Annotated in this window: 17 protein-coding genes, 1 tRNA gene and 1 pseudogene; 15 read left to right on the plus strand and 4 right to left on the minus strand. The window is 62.1% G+C overall.

The genetic code is table 11. The features are described 5' to 3' along the window. The first annotated feature begins 108 nt into the window (after positions 1–108). From ACP15I_RS03525 to ACP15I_RS03550, 6 genes are all read left to right on the plus strand, one after another. Positions 109–1,539 carry a cryptochrome/photolyase family protein gene (locus ACP15I_RS03525; protein ID WP_424973904.1) on the plus strand — a complete coding sequence of 477 codons (1,431 nt, stop codon included), beginning with the start codon at positions 109–111 and terminating at the stop codon, positions 1,537–1,539. Between the two features lie 97 nt (positions 1,540–1,636). Beyond that, the gene (locus ACP15I_RS03530) at positions 1,637–2,881 is read left to right on the plus strand and encodes a class I SAM-dependent methyltransferase (protein WP_424973905.1); all 1,245 of its coding nucleotides are present in this window, start codon (positions 1,637–1,639) and stop codon (positions 2,879–2,881) included. Between the two features lie 19 nt (positions 2,882–2,900). Continuing rightward, positions 2,901–3,341: a TrgA family protein gene (locus ACP15I_RS03535; RefSeq protein WP_424966813.1), complete on the plus strand. Its 441-nt coding sequence runs from the start codon at positions 2,901–2,903 to the stop codon at positions 3,339–3,341. A 13-nt stretch (positions 3,342–3,354) separates the two neighbouring features. Beyond that, positions 3,355–4,485 carry a gamma-glutamylcyclotransferase gene (locus ACP15I_RS03540; protein WP_424973906.1) on the plus strand — a complete coding sequence of 377 codons (1,131 nt, stop codon included), beginning with the start codon at positions 3,355–3,357 and terminating at the stop codon, positions 4,483–4,485. A 134-nt stretch (positions 4,486–4,619) separates the two neighbouring features. Further along, on the plus strand, positions 4,620–5,657 hold the full coding sequence (locus ACP15I_RS03545) for a cysteine synthase A (RefSeq protein WP_424973907.1): 1,038 nt from the start codon (positions 4,620–4,622) through the stop codon (positions 5,655–5,657). Positions 5,658–5,848: 191 nt separating this feature from the next. Next, positions 5,849–5,938 (plus strand) — tRNA-Ser (locus tag ACP15I_RS03550). 118 nt (positions 5,939–6,056) lie between these two features. Here ACP15I_RS03550 and ACP15I_RS03555 read toward each other — a convergent pair. After that, positions 6,057–6,439: pseudogene (locus ACP15I_RS03555) on the minus strand (transposase); the annotation flags it as partial. A gap of 119 nt (positions 6,440–6,558) precedes the next feature. Between ACP15I_RS03555 and ACP15I_RS03560 the strand changes: the two are divergent. Then, on the plus strand, positions 6,559–6,954 hold the full coding sequence (locus ACP15I_RS03560; RefSeq protein WP_424973908.1) for a DUF2254 family protein: 396 nt from the start codon (positions 6,559–6,561) through the stop codon (positions 6,952–6,954). Then, complete coding sequence (locus ACP15I_RS03565) at positions 6,858–7,493, plus strand: DUF2254 family protein (RefSeq protein WP_424973909.1); 636 nt, start codon at positions 6,858–6,860, stop codon at positions 7,491–7,493. Before ACP15I_RS03560 ends, ACP15I_RS03565 begins: the two co-directional genes overlap by 97 nt. Positions 7,494–8,012: 519 nt before the next feature. Here the strand turns inward: ACP15I_RS03565 and ACP15I_RS03570 are convergent. Then, positions 8,013–8,330 carry a hypothetical protein gene (locus ACP15I_RS03570; RefSeq protein ID WP_424973910.1) on the minus strand — a complete coding sequence of 106 codons (318 nt, stop codon included), beginning with the start codon at positions 8,328–8,330 and terminating at the stop codon, positions 8,013–8,015. A 339-nt stretch (positions 8,331–8,669) separates the two neighbouring features. Here ACP15I_RS03570 and ACP15I_RS03575 point away from each other — a divergent pair, with 339 nt between their 5' ends. The 7 genes from ACP15I_RS03575 to ACP15I_RS03605 all read left to right on the plus strand — a co-directional run bounded on the left by ACP15I_RS03575 (position 8,670) and on the right by ACP15I_RS03605 (position 15,846). Continuing rightward, positions 8,670–8,864, plus strand: a complete 195-nt coding sequence (locus tag ACP15I_RS03575) for a hypothetical protein (RefSeq protein WP_424973911.1) — start codon at positions 8,670–8,672, stop codon at positions 8,862–8,864. 323 nt (positions 8,865–9,187) lie between these two features. After that, the gene (locus ACP15I_RS03580; RefSeq protein ID WP_424973912.1) at positions 9,188–9,676 is read left to right on the plus strand and encodes a hypothetical protein; all 489 of its coding nucleotides are present in this window, start codon (positions 9,188–9,190) and stop codon (positions 9,674–9,676) included. Continuing rightward, positions 9,669–12,236, plus strand: coding sequence for an HWE histidine kinase domain-containing protein (locus ACP15I_RS03585; protein ID WP_424973913.1), 2,568 nt, complete (start codon positions 9,669–9,671; stop codon positions 12,234–12,236). The genes ACP15I_RS03580 and ACP15I_RS03585 overlap by 8 nt, the downstream gene beginning before the upstream one ends. 232 nt (positions 12,237–12,468) lie before the next feature. Continuing rightward, positions 12,469–14,133 carry a mechanosensitive ion channel family protein gene (locus tag ACP15I_RS03590; protein WP_424973914.1) on the plus strand — a complete coding sequence of 555 codons (1,665 nt, stop codon included), beginning with the start codon at positions 12,469–12,471 and terminating at the stop codon, positions 14,131–14,133. Positions 14,134–14,219: 86 nt separating this feature from the next. Then, a complete protein-coding gene (locus ACP15I_RS03595) occupies positions 14,220–14,462 on the plus strand; it encodes a hypothetical protein (RefSeq protein WP_424973915.1) in 243 nt (80 codons plus the stop codon). A gap of 17 nt (positions 14,463–14,479) precedes the next feature. After that, positions 14,480–14,620, plus strand: coding sequence for a hypothetical protein (locus ACP15I_RS03600; RefSeq protein ID WP_424973916.1), 141 nt, complete (start codon positions 14,480–14,482; stop codon positions 14,618–14,620). Positions 14,621–14,970: 350 nt separating this feature from the next. Further along, the gene (locus ACP15I_RS03605) at positions 14,971–15,846 is read left to right on the plus strand and encodes a YihY/virulence factor BrkB family protein (RefSeq protein ID WP_424966803.1); all 876 of its coding nucleotides are present in this window, start codon (positions 14,971–14,973) and stop codon (positions 15,844–15,846) included. Positions 15,847–15,942: 96 nt separating this feature from the next. Here the strand turns inward: ACP15I_RS03605 and ACP15I_RS03610 are convergent, their stop codons facing one another. Both ACP15I_RS03610 and ACP15I_RS03615 read right to left on the minus strand, forming a co-directional pair. Further along, entirely contained in the window at positions 15,943–16,140 is a 198-nt protein-coding gene (locus tag ACP15I_RS03610; protein ID WP_424966802.1) for a CsbD family protein, read from the minus strand. A 116-nt stretch (positions 16,141–16,256) separates the two neighbouring features. Next, a complete protein-coding gene (locus ACP15I_RS03615; protein ID WP_424973917.1) occupies positions 16,257–17,210 on the minus strand; it encodes a zinc-binding metallopeptidase family protein in 954 nt (317 codons plus the stop codon). Positions 17,211–17,305: the final 95 nt, after the last annotated feature.

Here is a 17,305-nt window from a genome sequence, read left to right on the forward strand (position 1 = left end):
CACCGCTTGGTGGCGCGGCGGCTCAGCCCCCTCCGCGCGCGGCAATGCTTGACCTCCGTTCGCGCCGCGCCATGTCACGCTCAGGGCGGATGGCGCGTGAGGGGCGATATGAGCGATACGGACAAGACGGCACCGGTTCTGTGGTGGGTGCGGCGGGATCTGCGCCTGTCGGACAATGCCGCGCTGCTGGCGGCCTGTGCCACGGGCGCGCCGGTCATCCCCGTCTTCCTCTGCGATGACCTGATCGACAGTCTGGGGGCGGCGCCGAAATGGCGGTTCGGGCTCGGCATCGCGGCCTTGCAGACGCGGCTGCGCGCGCTGGGATCGGAGTTGATCCTGCGCCGAGGGTCCGCGCTGGATGGGCTGCGCGCGCTCTGCGCCGAGACAGGCGCGCAGGCCGTCCATTGGAGCCGCGCCTATGACCCCGCCCAGGTCGCCCGCGATACTGAGGTGAAGGCCGGTCTGAAATCCGACGGGATCGACGGTCAGAGCCATGGCGGCCACCTGTTGATCGAGCCGTGGACGGTCGAGACCGGGACGGGCGGGTTCTACAAGGTCTACACGCCCTTCTGGAAATCCGTGCGGACCCGCGAGATGCATGTGCCGCGCCCGCAACCCAAGGCGATCCCGGCTCCGGACCAGTGGCCCGAGAGCGACAGCCTTGCGACGTGGGATCTGGGCGCTGCCATGAACCGCGGTGCCGAGGTCGTCGCGCCGCATCTGGCCGTGGGCGAGGAGGCCGCGCGCGACCGTCTGGACCGCTTCATCGAGGATCGCGTTGCCGCGTACGGCACGGCCCGGGACATTCCCGGCATCGAGGGCACCTCGCGCCTGTCCGAGAACCTGACCTATGGCGAGATCAGCCCCGCCACCTGCTGGCAGGCCGGGCAGCGCGCGCTCCATGACGGCAAGCCGGGGGCTGAGATCTTCCTCAAGGAGTTGGTCTGGCGCGAGTTCGCCTATCACCTTGTCTGGCATACGCCGCGCCTTTTGGATCGCAACTGGCGCGAGGACTGGGATGGCTTCCCTTGGCGCGACGACAACCCGGAGGCTGAGGCCTGGCGGCAGGGCCGTACGGGCATCCGCTTTGTCGATGCGGCCATGCGCGAGATGTATGTGACCGGGACCATGCACAATCGCGGACGGATGATCGTGGCCTCGTACCTGACCAAGCACCTGATGACCCATTGGCGGGTCGGGCAGCTTTGGTTCGAAGACTGTCTGGTGGACTGGGACCCGGCGTCGAACGCCATGGGCTGGCAATGGGCGGCGGGCTCGGGCCCCGATGCCGCGCCCTATTTCCGCGTCTTCAACCCCGATACGCAGCTCGACAAGTTCGACCGGGACCAGAGCTATCAGCGCCGCTTCATCGCCGAGGGGCAGGGCTCGCCGGAGCCCGATGCGCTGTCCTTCTTTGCGGCGGTGCCGCGCAGCTGGGGCCTGTCGCCCAATCACCCCTATCCCGACCCCATTGTCGCCCTGGACGCAGGGCGCAAACGCGCCCTCGACGCGTATCAGGCGCGCAAGGACGCCGCATAATTGACACCGTTGGTGTAAACCCCCTACGACAAGGGAACACGTCCTTGAATCAGGGGCGTTTTTGACTGCCCCGCTCGGGCCATAGCCGAGGACACGAATGACACTGCTTGCCGGAACCAAAGGCGCTGCCGAAACGATCCTGACCAGCCCCAAGGGGCAAACCAATCTGCCGCGCTATTTCCAGGCGGCCTTCGACACGGCGTCGAAAATCGAGCATGGCAGGCTGGACTTCATCCTGTCCGACGGCCGGCGGTTTCGGGTCGAGGGGCCCCATCCCGGCCCCGTGGGCGAGCTGGTGATCCATAATGACGATGTCTTCGGCCGTCTGATCCGCGAGGGCGAGCTTGGCTTTTGCGACGCCTATCTCGATGGCTGGTGGAGCACGCCGGACCTGCAGGCGTTCATGGACCTGATCAGTGCCGATAATGAGGCGCTGTTTGATGGCTATACCGGCTTTGCCGTGGTGCGTGCGGTGGAAAAGCTGCGCTTCTGGCTGCAATCGAACAGCAAGAAACAGGCCAAGAAGAACATCTCGGCCCATTACGATCTGGGCAACGAGTTTTACGGGCTCTGGCTCGACGACACGATGACCTATTCCTCGGCCATGTTCGAAACCGGGCAGGAAAGCACCGAGGCCGCTCAGCAGCGCAAATACGCCTCCATGGTGGATGAGATGGGCGCCCAGCCCGGCGATCATGTGCTCGAGATCGGCTGCGGCTGGGGCGGGTTCGCGGAATATGCCGCCAAGGAGCGGGGGCTCAAGGTCACGGGCCTGACCATCAGTCAGGCGCAATATGACTACGCGGTTGCCCGGATTGCCAAGGCGGGCCTGTCCGATCAGGTCGAGATCAAGCTGCAGGATTACCGCGACGAGCGCGGGCTCTATGACGGGATCGCCTCGATCGAGATGTTCGAGGCTGTGGGCGAGAAATACTGGCCGGTCTATTTCGACACCCTGCGCGACCGTCTGCGCCCGGGCCGCCACGCGACGCTGCAGATCATCACCGTCAAGGACGCGAAGTTCGAAACCTATCGCAAGGGCGTGGATTTCATCCAGAAATACATCTTCCCTGGCGGGATGCTGCCGGGGCCGACCGTCCTGCGTGAGCAAATCCGCCGCGCGGGGCTCGAGGTCAAGCGGTCCATCGAGTTCGGCGAAAGCTACAGCCAGACCCTGCGCCGCTGGCACGAAACCTTCAACGAACGTTGGGACGATGTCGCGTCCCTCGGCTTCGATGACAGATTTCGCCGCATGTGGAACTTTTATCTGACATCTTGTGCTGCCACCTTCCATTACGGGAACTGCGATGTGACGCAGATTACCGTGACCAAACCGGGGTGAGGGCAGACAAGAGGGCGTCATGCCGACAGGCGCAAAACTGATCGGGGCAATCATTTTCGGACTGACCGGCGCACTGGCCGCGTGGATCGGCATCCCGGGCCTGCCTGACGGGCGGCAAGCCGGGGCGCTGATGCCGCTTGCGACCCTGTCGGGGATCTGGTTCGGCTGGCGGTTGGCGGGCACCCATGTGGGATCGACCCTGCGGCAGGCCTTCGTGCTGTCGGTGCGGACCGTGGCGATGATGCTGGTGGCGACGCTCTTTCTGATCGCCGGCGAAGAGGCCTATCAACGCTCCATCAAGCTGCGCTATGACGGGCCCATCGAGGCGGTGACGGATGTGGCGAACCTGATGCTTTATTTCGGTCAGATGGCCATTCAGGGGCCCGTGCTGACGGTGCTGGCCCTGGGCATCGTCACCGGCGCGGTCTTTGTCCGCTGGGCGGGATACGCGTTTGAATGAGGCGTCCTTCTGAATGACCCGACTGTTCGTGTTCGGCACCCTGCGCGATCCGGCGCTGCTCGCGCTGGTTCTGGGGCGACACCCCGTGACCCAGCCCGCCTTTCTGCCCGGCGCGGCGGTGTGGCAGGCCGCGGGACATGACTTCCCGATCTGCCTGCCTGCCGATCCCGAGGCGCGGGCCGAGGGTCTGGTGATCGAGGGGCTTACCGAAGCGGATCTGTCGCGTCTGGATTTCTATGAGTTGGGGTTCGGCTATGCCCGCGAGACCGCTGAGCTGCATCTGGCGGACGGGGGCAGGGTGGCGGCCGCGCTCTACCGTCCGAGCGGGCCGGCCCTTGCGCCAGGCGGGGCCTGGGATCTGGCGGCGTGGCAGAGTGCCTATGGCGCGATCACCCGAGAGACCGCCATCGAGGCCATGAGCTATCACGGCAGCCTGTCACCGGACGAGATGGCGGCGCTCTGGCCGGTGATGGAGGCGCGCGCGCAATCCCGCATCGCGGCCCGGGACCGCCCTGCGCCCGTGCGCGGCGGCCTGCCGGACCGGGCCGGGATCCGAACCGAGCGGGTCGAGATCGGCTATAACGGCTTTTTCCGCCTCGAAGAGCATCACCTGAGCTATCCCAGCTTCAATGGCGGGCAGAGCCCGGTGGTCAGCCGCGTGGCCTTCGTGTCGGTCGATGCGGTCACGCTTCTGCCCTATGACCCGGTGCGCGACCGCGTGTTGCTGGTCGATCAGTTCCGGGTCGGGCCTTTTGTCCGGGGCGATGCGCAGCCATGGACGCTGGAGGCCGTGGCGGGCCGGGTCGATGGCAATGAGACCTGGGAAGAGGCCGTCCATCGCGAGGCGCGGGAGGAGGCGGGGCTGACCCTGTGGCATCTGGCCCATATCGGCTCCTACTACCCGTCGCCCGGTGCGGTGACGGAATACCTGGCCTCCTATATCGGCCTGACCGATCTGCCGGACAGTGCGGCCGGCCTCTTCGGTGTGGCCGAAGAGGCCGAGGATATCCGCGCGATCCTGGTCGAATTCGAGGATCTGATGGCGATGACCCGGGATGGCCGGATCCAGAATGGCCCGCTGATGATCTCGGCGCTGCGGCTCGCGGCGGATCGCGAGGTCCTGCGCGCCATTCAGCGCCCCTGAGGACCCTCCGGAACAGACCCGCACGGGCGCTCGGGACGCACCCGACCGGGGGTGGTCGCCCGCAGGCGCGCGCACCCTTGAGGTCCGCCCGGCCCGAGCGTATCACTCGGGCACCGCGCGAAAGGGAGATCGCCATGCAGACCTACAAGGACCTTGCGGAGGCCATTGGCCACACTCCGTTGATCCGGCTGAATGCCGCAAGCGCCGCGACCGGCTGCGAGATCTTGGGCAAGGCGGAATTCCTCAACCCGGGCCAGTCCGTCAAGGACCGGGCCGCGCTGTATATCATCCGCGATGCGGTGGCGCGGGGCGCGCTGAAGCCGGGCGGCACGATCGTCGAGGGGACGGCGGGCAATACAGGGATCGGGCTGGCACTGGTGGGGGCCTCCATGGGCTTCAAGACCGTGATCGTGATCCCCGAGACCCAGTCCGAAGAGAAAAAGGACATGCTGCGTCTGGCGGGCGCGGAACTGGTGCAGGTACCGGCGGCACCCTATCGGAACCCGAACAATTACGTGCATTACTCGCGCCGTCTGGCCGAGCAGCTGGCCAAGACCGAGCCCAATGGGGCGGTTTGGGCAAACCAGTTCGACAACACGGCCAACCGACAGGCCCATGTGGAGACCACCGGCCCCGAGATCTGGGAACAGACGGGCGGCAAGGTGGATGGCTTCATCTGCGCGGCGGGTTCTGGCGGCACGGTCGCCGGTGTCGGCATGGCGCTGCAGCCCAAAGGTGTGAAGGTCGGGCTGGCCGATCCCGATGGCGCGGCGCTCTATCACTACTACGCCCATGGATCGCTCAAATCCGAAGGCTCGTCGATTTCCGAGGGGATCGGGCAGGGGCGGATCACCGCGAATCTCGAGGGGTTCACTCCGGATTACAGCTATAACATCCCCGATAGCGAGGCGCTGCCGCTGGTCTTTGACCTGCTGCGGGAGGAGGGGATCTGCCTTGGCGGATCCTCGGGCATCAACATCGCGGGCGCGATCCGGATGGCCCGGGATATGGGGCCGGGTCATACGATCGTGACGATCCTGTGCGATTATGGGACACGCTATCAGTCCAAGCTCTACAATCCCGAGTTCCTACGGGAAAAGGGCCTGCCTGTGCCCGATTGGCTCGACGCGCTGCCCCGCAGCCTGCCGGCGGTCTTCGAAGAGGTCTCCTGACGGGATCGGAGGCGGCATCGCCCAAGGACGATGCCGCGGACCCGCGCCGCCCGGGCCGCTGGAATATCGGCGCGCGGGCGGGGGGCCGGCAGCACGGGCGAGGGGAAGTCCCGAGGCGCGACATGCTGGCCAAAATCCCCCCATTTCTGCCCTTGCAACCGCCCCGGCTTTGGCGCTAAGACGCCCCTCACGGAGAGGTGGCCGAGTGGTCGAAGGCGCACGCCTGGAAAGTGTGTAGGCGGGAAACCGTCTCCAGGGTTCGAATCCCTGTCTCTCCGCCACTCCTTCCTTCTCCGCGTTACGTTGCTCTCTCTTAGGACGTCGTTGCCCTTGGGGCTCCAATCAACGAACACGCGGCTTCGCTTTCGTTGACTTTGCCCCAATATCACCCCAGTCGTGTCTTTGGGTGGATCGGTGCTGTCTCAGAACACGACATGCCCGGTGTTCCGAGACCTTCAACTCACCGCGAACACGATCAGTGCAAGCGCGGCGGCGAGTGGGGCTCAGAAGTTTTCCTTTGCAGCCTAGGCCAAGATCGGTTTGTCCAGCATCAGATCTGAAACAGCCTTTCGAAGCCGTTCGTTCTCTTTCTGGAGGCGCCTGAGCTCCTTCAATTGGTCCGTGCCCATTCCACCGTACTTCTTCTTCCAACGGTAGTAGGTCCGTTCAGTCACGCCGATCTGCCGGATCGCGTCCAGACGCGGTATAGCTTGCCCCTTCAGGACCTCAACCTGCCGTAACGTCGTGACAATCTCCTCGGGATTTGGACGCTTCTGTGCCATGTGTTTTCTGCGTTTTCCTAAATAGAGCGGAGGATAACTTCAGTGGGGGAGGACCACATGGACGACGTCTCAAACGGTCCGGCTTGTGCGAGGAGTGGGACGCTTGTGACGAAACTGAAGTGGATAAAACTCGTGTTCCTTCACTACTATCAGTGCGTGGGGTTGCGCGTCTTTCTGTATGCGCTCTTGTCCTTTGGAGCGACGTTCGTAAATCCTCGCGCAAGCGCAGCAATCGGTTCCGAGATTGCCACGGATATCTATTTCTTTCGGTTACGCCGGTGCTCACAATTGTTGCGAGTAGCATGCTGGCCGTCTCTACGTTGTCGTTGAGCATCATGGTTTCGGTCCACCGCACTGTAGCCGAAACTGCGACACCAAGGATGCACCGAATTCTGCTTGAGGATATGACGCCCAGTCGATGCTCTCGGTATTCATTGGGGCATTTGTCTACTCTCTTGGTTCGCTGGTGCTCTACAGGGTGGGTTTCTACCCAGAGGATGCGGCCCATCTGGTGATAGGTGTAGCTGCTTTCGTTGTGGTGGCCGTGGTTTTCTCGCAGCTGGGGTGGAGCGACCACCTGACGGCCTTGGGAAGCCTCGACGACAGCACAGCTTCGCGCGCAGAGGCTCTGTTTTCCCATGGGCGGCACCCCCTTTTCGGCGCGTCTGAGCTGACGGAAAACACCGTTATGCCGTCTGAAACACGGGCATTGCGCGCGTCGCTATCCGGGTATCTGCAGTTGATGGACGTGGCTCACCTGCAAACCTATCTTGCCAGGGAATCGACACTTCATCTCACTGCGCGACCGGGAAAACACATACTCACCGGAGATATCACGGAGCACGTGTCCGGTCCCGTTGATGCTCAGTGTGCGACAAGCTTAAGAGCGCCTTCACCTTGGCCCTGTAAGGACCCATGGGCAGAACGCCGAACTTGGTCTCATGGTGACTTAAGAGATCACGTCATTGACACTTTCTCCGGGATTGAACGATCCCGGAACGGCGGTCGAAGTGCTCATGGTGCTGAAAACGCTTCTTTGGGATTGTGCTTTTGAATAGTCGACTGACGATGCGCCCGAGGCCTAAAATGTCGTCGCGCATCTTCCGGGCGGGTCCGAATTCGCCGAGGCCTCCTTTGCAAAACTCTTGCGCGATTGCAGCGGCAATTTTGTGGTCTTGCGAAAGCTGGTACAGCGCTTGGAGGTCTTGTAGACCGCCGACCTTCAGGAGCTGTCACAAGCCGCACGTGATCTGGCCGATCGATCCATCTTGATGGCAGGGACCTCCGGCATGTCGGAACAGGACCTCGCACAACTGAGATCAGAGGCAGTCGCTGCGTCTGCGTCTGCGTCTGCGCCCGTTAATAGCGTGCCTCCTGCTCTGATGGTTCACAACAGAGGAAGGCAGGTCTGGTGCGCGGGGACCTTTATGCTTTGCGATATTGGGAGGGTGCAGTCTCTCTCGCGACTGCTATAATTGTCGAAACCAAGCCCGCGGTAGCTTAAGATGTAGCGGGCGACAGCCATGGAAGCGAGGCCATAGCGATGTAATCGCCCACCCAGGCCAGCGATCCTTTACACGGCCGCCGGATAGCACTTCAGTGCGAGGCTGTGTAATAGATTAAGATCTCCCACGAGTGTCCAGCCCCCTGTTTCCGGGCTGATGATTTGGGCTTTCTCTAATTTGGTTTCTGGAACAGGCAGGCGCATGTTGAGGGCTTGATGCGGGAGCGGGTGTTGCCGACCGGGGTTGCCGACATCATTCGCGAGGCTTTGGTGATCCTGTACGAGCGCTTCGCTGCGATTTCGGCAAGCCCTTCGTACTTCAATGCCTTCCACGGGAACGAGCGAGAGACCCTTGGGCGGCGTCTGGATGATCTCGGCAATGGTCAAGGGGCGATCCCGGACCCTCTCGCGCTTCTTATCCATATCGCTCCTGACACTATCACAGTTTAGGATTTCGAGGTACACCACGTCTTTCCGAAGATCGGGGAGCGGACGAACCTTCTTCACGCGCGCAGGAGGTGATCCTTCTCAACGCGCGCATGATGTATTCGCTTAGAAACCAAACTCATACGCTTCTCCTTGCGATGCGGGGGCTCACAGGTTGGCGGCGGCCTGAGGCAGAGCGCGAACAGGGCTGCATGCAAATCGCTTGCTCGAAGAGCTGAACCATCGCGCCATGAACAGCCTCGCTATGATTCGTGGGATGATTTCCAGTAGTCGCGCAGGGTGAGCGAGGAAGCCGCGCAGGCGGCGTTTACCCCGATGCGCGCAAGCCCAACCGAAGTCGGACCCCTCTGTAAAACACTGTCGCGCTCCGGGGCGGTGGGCCGTGTCGATGCCGGGATTTATCTGAGTACCCTTGCGGAAGATCTGATCTTTCCGATCCATGCCGATGACGCATTCCTCGAAGCTGATCTGTAACTCCTGACAATCCTGCCTCGGGCGGATGCGGCGATGAGGACGTCTCTGGGGGTCATGTGATGCGCGGGGTCACTGCGCATCCGGGCATATGCGCTCGTATACCGATTTGCCTGGTTTCATCACCGCTCAACCAAAACGCGAAGCCATGGATATTTTTTTGGGGCGAACTATGTCCTAGTTTATAGCGGCGCGCTGGTGTTCGCCTATAGAGAGAACTTCCTTCCGACGGACCGACTGGAGCAATGGGGCGTCCTTCATCTGAAAATCTGCGAGAGCGGCTCCGCCGGGAGACGCTCCGGTCACATATTGCGCTCGACGTGATCGTGTCTGAGTTCGATCTACGGAGGCGCGACGGCCTTGCCGGCTTTCTCGGTATGCAAACCGCTGCGCTGAGCGTACTCACGGGGTTCGAAAGCTCACAGGACTGCCGGCGCGTGATGGATGACATCTTGGCGCGCGCAAAATCGGACCTGCGTGTTCTCGGGGTTCGACCCAATCACATGACGTGCGACGCACTCCGAGCCCCGCATCCGCTCGCGCTGGATTACGTGATCGCCGGATCACGGCTCGGAACGCAGGTTTTGAAGCGGCGCTGGACTGCTGCGACCGACCCGTTGACGCAGCGCGCGAGCGCGTATTTTTCAGCACCGACCTATATCGAGTTCTGGCGCGGGTTCTGTCAGCAGACCGAGACTATCCCCGGCACGGACCCTGTTGCGAAGGTTGTCCTGAAAGATGCAGACCGCATCTTCAAATTCTACAACGCTTGCGCGAAGTCTGCGCGAAAGTCGCTTGGAGTCCTGCATGTCTGACACTCAGAACGCCCGCCAAGAACCCACTTACGACCTGACGAATTGTGACCGGGAACCGATTCACATCCTCGGCAACGTTCAGAGCTATGGGTGTCTCATCGCTGTGTCATCGGATTGGATGATCACCCATGCATCGGAGAACTGTGGCGATCTCATTGGGTATGATGCGCGCACGTTGGTAGGTGCGCGGTTCATCGATATTCTCCCGGAAGAGACGGTTCATTTTCTGCGGACCAAGATGCAGGTCCTCAGCTATCAAAACGGGGCGGCCCGGGTTTTTGCGCATGCTGCCTTCGGGGATTCTCGGCTCTTTGATATCTCGATCAGTCAGAACGACCACAACCTCATCTTCGAGTTCGAGCCCCGTTCAGAACACCCAAAGCCGCAGGATGACGGGGCGACGGTCCAGGCCTTGATTGCACGCGTGCAGCGGCACTCCACGATCGACAAGATGGCAAAAGAGGCGGTGCGGGCGATCAAGATCCTCTCCGGGTTCGATCGGGTCATGGCCTATCGGTTCAACGAAGATGACAGCGGAACCGTGATTGCCGAAGAGCGAGAGCCGCAGCAGGAACCCTTTCTGGGTTTGCGATACCCGGCGAGCGATATTCCGAAGCAGGCGCGCGCGCTCTACGTTCGCAATCCCCTTCGGATCATCTCGGATGTGAATGCGCCGGTTTACGGAATCTATCCCAGCACGGATCCGAATGGCCGTGCGCTCGATCTGTCACTGGCCGTTACCCGCGCGGTGTCGCCGATCCATCTGGAATACCTGCGCAACATGGGTGTGGCTGCGTCCATGTCGGTGTCTATCTTGCGCAACGGGAAGCTCTGGGGACTCTTTGCGTGTCATCACAGGTCCGCGCATCACGTCGGCTACGACCTGCGGAGCGCGATCGAGCTTTTTGCGCAGCTGTTCAACTATGAGCTGGCGCAAGTGGAACTGAGCACCGAGCTTGAGGAAATTGATCGGGCGCGGTCTTTGCATGACAGGCTCATGTCGCAGCTTTCGGGGGGCAAAAGCGTTTCCGAAACCTTTGATGTTTTCTCGGAGAGCATCAATGAAGTCGTCCCGTTTGACGGCGCCGCGATTTACACCGAAGGCACCTACAAAGCGCGTGGATCCGCGCCGACCGCTGAAGAGTTTGCAGGGCTTGCGAGGTTTCTGAACACCACGCCATCCGGGCAGGTTTACCAGACCCACGCTTTGGTAGAGCGCTACCCCGAAGCCGAAGGGTTTTCGGACCGGGTCGCTGGAATCCTTGTCCTGCCGATCTCCCGTACGCCGCGAGATTACCTCGTCCTGTTCCGTCGGGAGATTGCAACATCTGTCAACTGGGCGGGCAATCCGGACAAACCGGTCGAGGCGGGGCCGAACGGGATCCGGTTGACCCCGCGAAAGAGCTTCGAGGCGTGGAAACAAGTCGTGCGCGGGCAATGTGCCCCGTGGCGGGGCTCAGAGCTGCGCGCGGCGGATGCGTTGCGCGTGACGCTTCTCGAGGTTGTCTTGAAAATGGCGGATGAGCGCAACGACATGCGCAAGCAGGCGCAGGACCAACAGGAACTGCTTATTGCCGAACTCAACCACCGGGTCAGAAACATCCTGAACCTGATCCGGGGTCTGGTCTCGCAGGGGCAGGAAGAGGCGCAGACGGTGGACGATTACCGAACCGTTCTGGATGCCCGGGTCTTTGCGCTCGCGCGGGCCCATGACCAACTCACGGAGACCGAGTGGGGGTGGGTGCCGCTGCGCAATCTGGTGGATACCGAGGTGAAGGCGTTTCTGACCGGCAAGGAGCAGCGCGTCCGGATCACCGGGGACGAGATCGCATTGTCGCCGACGGCCTTTACCACCCTCGCACTGGTTCTGCACGAGATGGTGACGAATTCCGCCAAGTACGGGGCGCTCAACGACTCGTCGGGATCGGTGTCGATCGATGTCGCCCTGCAAAAAGACGGCGTTGCCAAGCTTTCATGGCGCGAGATGGATGGTCCGGCGGTTCAGGCGCCCACCCGGCGCGGGTTCGGCACGACCATCATCGAACGCTCCATTCCCTTCGAATTGAAGGGGCAGGCGGAGGTGCGATATCGGATGACCGGCCTCGAAGCGGATTTTGTTCTGCCCTCGGCTCATGTGCGCAAGGCTGAGATCACGCCGGTGTCGTCGGACGCGCCCGAGGTTGAACACGTCGCCAAGGTGCAGGTCGCCGGACATTGCCTCGTGCTCGAGGACAACATGGTGATCGCATTGGACGCGTCGGACATGCTCTCCGATCTCGGGGCGGATTACGTGCACACGAGCGGCTCCGTGGCGGGCGGGCTGGAAATCATCGAGAAGAACGCGATTGCCTTGGCCGTTCTCGACGTGAATCTCGGTGATGAAACCTCGCTGCCCGTTCTCAGGAAATGTCTGGAGCTCGAGATCCCGGTCATGCTCGCCACGGGCTATGGCGCCAATGAGGACCTGGTCAGCAAGTTCCCGAATGTCCCGATCCTGAAGAAGCCGTACAATTCGGATAGCCTCAAGCGGAAATTGGCCGAGCTGGGAGCCATCGGCTGAGCACGCGATCCCAAGGGCGGGCCCGGCGTCTTGTTTGCGATCAGGCTGAAATCATGCCGGGTTTGCCAGCCACGCTTGGCAGGACCGCAATCCCCCGGCACATCCGAGCCTGAGCTTCTAAGACGCGTGGAGCCCGAGCCGGGCGCGCGGCCGAGTAGTGCGTTTTCGCGTCAGCAGAGGCTCGGGTAGCAGCAAAAGCGGAACAAATACGCGGTTTGCGCGTTCTTTTGGCATGACTTTGATTTTTCGCTGTTTGCTGCTGACTTTTATTCTAATCTCCGGCGTCGCCTCGGCGCAGGTGTCGTCGAGCGCTTGCGACAGCGAGACGGTTTACTGCATCGACGAGCTGAACATTGGTCTCGCGCCTTCGGGGCCGGAGGTAGATCGCGCCACGCCGCGCGCCACGTTGGAGACGTTTCTCTTTCATGCGCGTCAGGAAAACTGGGCAACGGCGGCGCAAACGCTGAACGTCAACGGTTTCGATACGAGTGTGCAGCCGCAGGTCGGCGCGGATCTGGCGCGCAAGCTCTATACCGTGATTTCCCGCAAGGCGGTGATCGACTGGGACCGGGTAATCGATCGCCCTGATGCGATGCAGACCGTGGGCAACTCCTCGGAACCCATGCTCGGACAACCCCGGAAATCCATCCTGCTCTGGACCTTGGAAGTGCAGGGGCATCCGGCCTCGATACGGCTGGATCGCGTGCAGGTGCCCGGGACAGATGCGGTCTGGATCTTCTCGCGCCGGACAGTCGGCGATGTGCCGGCCCTCTATGCCGCCTACGGTCCGACGCAGCTCGAGCGCATGCTGCCCGATCCTCTCAAACAGAATGCCGGGTTCGGGTTCATGTGGTGGGAGATCATTGGCCTTCCGATGCTTCTCGGGCTGGCGCTGGCGTGCGCAATGCTGGTCTGGCGCGGGCTAGGGCGCGTCCGGGATCGGATGGATAGCGAGCTTACCCGACGCGCCGTGTCGGCCGCGCGGGGGCCTGCGGCAACGGCCGTGGCAACCGGCGTTGCCCTGTTCTCGGGGGTCAACCTGTTGGTGTTTTCGGGTCAGATCAGCACAATCCTGACCCCGATTGCATGGCTGGGCCTCTTGGCGTCCGGGCTGTGGCTTGTGGTGAATGTGGCGGATGTCGTCCTAGACGGGCTGACCCGGTTCGATGAGACGGACCTGACCCAACGGCAACAGATGCATATGCGTTCGATGGCGACCCGTGTCGCGGCCGCCCGGCGTGCCTTCACGGTCGCGATCGTTCTGATCGGGGGCGGCGTCTTTCTGTCGCAAACCAACCTCTTTCAGAACCTCGGACTGACCCTGCTCGGCACGGCCGGGGCGCTGACACTTGTGTTGGGTTTCGCGGCGCGCCGCGTTCTGGGCAACATCATGGCCAGCCTGCAGATTGCATTGAACCAGTCGGCCCGTATCGGGGACCGGATCGTTTTCAACGAGGCGCTCTGCCACGTGGAGCGGATCAACTTCACCTATGTGCAACTGAAGGACTGGGATGGCACCCGGCTCATTGTGCCGGTCGAAGAATTCGTGTCCACGCCGTTCGAGAATTGGACCATGAAGGATCCCGAGATGCTCCGGGTCATCAAGATCAAATGTGCCCATGATGCCGATGTGGATCGGCTACGCAGCGTGTTCGAAAGGGTCGTTGACGAGCTGGAAGAGGATGATCTCGGGTCTCTGGACAAGATGACCGTGCGTGTGGCCGAGCAGGATGTGTTCGGCAAGGAGGTCTGGTTCGGTCTGCCGTGTGCGGATCCCAATACGTCCTGGGATATCGCCTGCATGGCGCGTGAGAAAATCCTCGCCGAGATCGCCCAGCTCGAGCGCGCCGAAAAGGTCGAGATCCTGCCCGTGCCGCCTGCTGCGGAGGCGGCGTGATGCGGCGCGGGGCCGGGCGCCTGCCCAAGTGAACCTTGGACCTCGCAACGCGTTTTAGCGTCACGCGCACCACAGGGCGGGCCCAGATGACCCAGTTCCAAACCAGTACGATCACCCAGAGAGACATCATCTCGCCGGAGCTCTACGCGGTCCGGGTTGCCGGGCATGTGGAGAATGATGCCGCCGAGGCGCTGGTGGAGTTCATGCGCGCAGCCTTTGACCGTCATGATGACAAGATCGACATGCGGCTCGATCTGACTGCTTTCACCGGAAACGACTGGGACAGCCTGTTTGACGGGGATGTGACCATTTCCGTTTCCGCGCCCTGACCGACGTGAATCGCCATGTGGTCATCGCTGCGCTGTCCAAGGCCGAGAAGCTCATCGACCTTATGGACAAGGTCACCCTGGTCGATGCCAGGGCGGTCTCCACCGACGAGGCGGCAAAGGCATGGGCCTGTCTTGGCGAAGTGCCCCCGGCGGCCTAGACCGTTTGACTCCCGAAGATCCTGAGGTGGCGTTCGCGCTGCCTTTGTTGCCGTTTGGGCGTGTCTGTTCGACTTGCGCGGCACGTCAACCGCACCTGATATGCCCGGATCTCGGCCGCTCGCAACGCGGTCGCAAACCCGGACGGGAACAGAGTCCCCCTGTCGCGCGTTGTCACGTCAGAAGTTTGTTTCTTTTTGTTGCGTGAGGCTCCCTGTGACCGCGGTGTCGGGTGATGTCGCATTCCGCACAAGGACCCGAAATCGCCCAGAAAACGGAGAACACTGTGACCAGAGGTAGAGACGCCAGACGCCCATCAGACATTCCCGTGGCGGGGTGGTACGACATTGCAATGCGGATCAAGACCCGCGTGGCCGAAGAGCGTTTGAGCCTCGTGGCCGCCGGGGTTGCCTTCTTTTCGATGCTGGCGCTTTTTCCGGCGGTCACGGCCATGCTCGCGATCGGTGGCCTTCTTCTCGAGCCCGGAACGATCCTGGCGCAGATGGAACAGTTGCGCGGGATCGTACCGCCAGAGGTTCTCGATATCGTCATCGGTCAGGCGACCGAAGTGTCGACATCCGACGGGTTGGGCTGGGCTCTGCTCATTTCCATCGGGCTGGCATTGTGGTCTGCATCGCGCGGGGTCAACACGCTGTTTGTCGGGTTGAACATTGCCTATGACGAGGAGGAGAAGCGCGGGTTTGCCATCAAGACCCTTCAGGTGATCGGCGTCACCGTGCTTGCGATCATCGGCGCGATCCTGGCCAGTCTGGTGCTCGCCATCCTGCCAGCGGTGCTGACCATCTTCTCGAAGGGCGGTGTTGCGTTCTGGGGCACACAGATTCTCGCGTGGATGGTCATGTTGGGGAGCCTTACCCTGGGCCTCGCCATCGTCTACAGGTTCGGTCCGTCGCGCACCAATGCTCAATGGCGCTGGCTGTCGCCGGGCTCGATCTTCGCCAGTATCGGATGGGTGCTCGCATCCATCGGGTTCACGCTCTACGTGGCCAATTTTGCCAGCTACAACGAAAGTTTCGGGGCGCTCGCCGGCGTGATCATCCTGTTGCTGTGGCTATGGTTGACCTCCTTCGTCATTCTGGTGGGCGGCCAGCTCAACGCAGAGATCGAACATCAAACGAAGGTGGACACCACTGTCGGAGATCCCAAGCCGATGGGCGAGCGGGGCGCGACCATGGCCGACACGCTTGGCGAGGCACAGGCCTCCTGACGAAAAAACCCGTGGAGACATCTGGTCTCCACGGGCTTATCACACGGGTCGAAAAAAGAGCCGGATCTTGCGATCCGGCTTTTTTGATGTGACGGATCAGGCGTCTTCGAGCCAGCGATCCACCTCTTCCTTCGCTTCTTCCTTGGTCTTGCCGTATTTGGACTGGATCGTCCCTTCGAGACGGGTGCGGTTGCCCTCGATCTGGTCGATCTCGTCATCGGTGAGCTCGCCCCATTTGTCCTGGACCTTGCCCTTGAACTGCTTCCATTCGCCTTCGATTTGATCCCAATTCATCGTGATCTCCTTCTCTGCGTTCGTTGCGTTTCGAACCGCGTTGCGGCTGAAAGGTTAACGCACAACCCGGGTCGTTGTTCCGCGTCGTGCATGGCTTCGGCGCGCATCAGCCTGTTTCAGCCCGGCACTGCGGGGCCTTCTGTCAGAAGAGCGTCCGCCACGCGCAGCTTGGCCCGCACCGCCGGGGTCACAACAAACGGGTAGAGGTCGCCGAGCCCCATGGCGCGGTTCACGTGGTTCAGTGCCATGGTCAGCTCCAGAGAGGCGCTCAGCGCCTCTCCGGCATCATCGGGCACCTCGGCGGGGGCAAGTCCGACTGCCCGCGCGCTTTCGGTCACGTCCCGCAGGTGCAGGGCATGCGCCGCCGTCTCGGCCCAATCCTCGTGGGGGTGGCTGGAGGCGTAAGCGGTAATATGCGCCGCGCGCCAACCGGGGTCCGCACCCGCATCATGATACTGCGCGAGCGCCGCGCCGTAATCCGTACGCTCATCGCCGAAGACGCCACGGAACTGGTCTGCAAACCCGGGATCCTCGGCGAGGCGCAAGAACAGAAAATGCGCGATCTCATGACGGAAATGTCCGATCATGGTGCGATAGGGTTCATCCATCTGCTCGCGGCGGGCGATGATCTCGGCCGGATCGGCCTCCGCGACGTTGATGGTGATATGGCCGTCAAGATGTCCCATCATCGGTTGCACCGGGCCGCGTCGGGTCTGCTCGCTGAGCAGATCGAAACTTGGCCGCGCGCCGGGATCGTCAGCAGCAAACCAACCAAGCCCCATCAGTTGCGCAAACACCCAACGCTTGGCAGCTTCGGCCCGGCGCCAGAGCGCGGCGTTGCCCTCGACCGCCAGATCCGGATGGGTCCGGGTGGTTGCACATGCCGCACAGGCGGCGCCTGCCTCGGAGGCCTGCCAGTTGCAGACGATCTCGTCGCGAAAGGCGCATGGGCGCGCAAGCCGCGTAATCGTGCCGAGGTCGGCATCAAAGCCGAGCTCGACGCCACAGCCGCATTGCAGATTTTCGAAGTAGACTTGTTCGCCGCAACTGGGGCATTGGAACACGCGCATGGTTGTCCTTTCGGGGACGGGTCATTCTTCACAAAAAGAAGGGGCGCCCCAATGGGACGCCCCCGCGTACTGAATTTGAAACTCGCACGCTTTCC

The sequence above is a fragment of the Dinoroseobacter sp. S124A genome (assembly GCF_049801015.1).
Taxonomy (GTDB): domain Bacteria; phylum Pseudomonadota; class Alphaproteobacteria; order Rhodobacterales; family Rhodobacteraceae; genus Dinoroseobacter.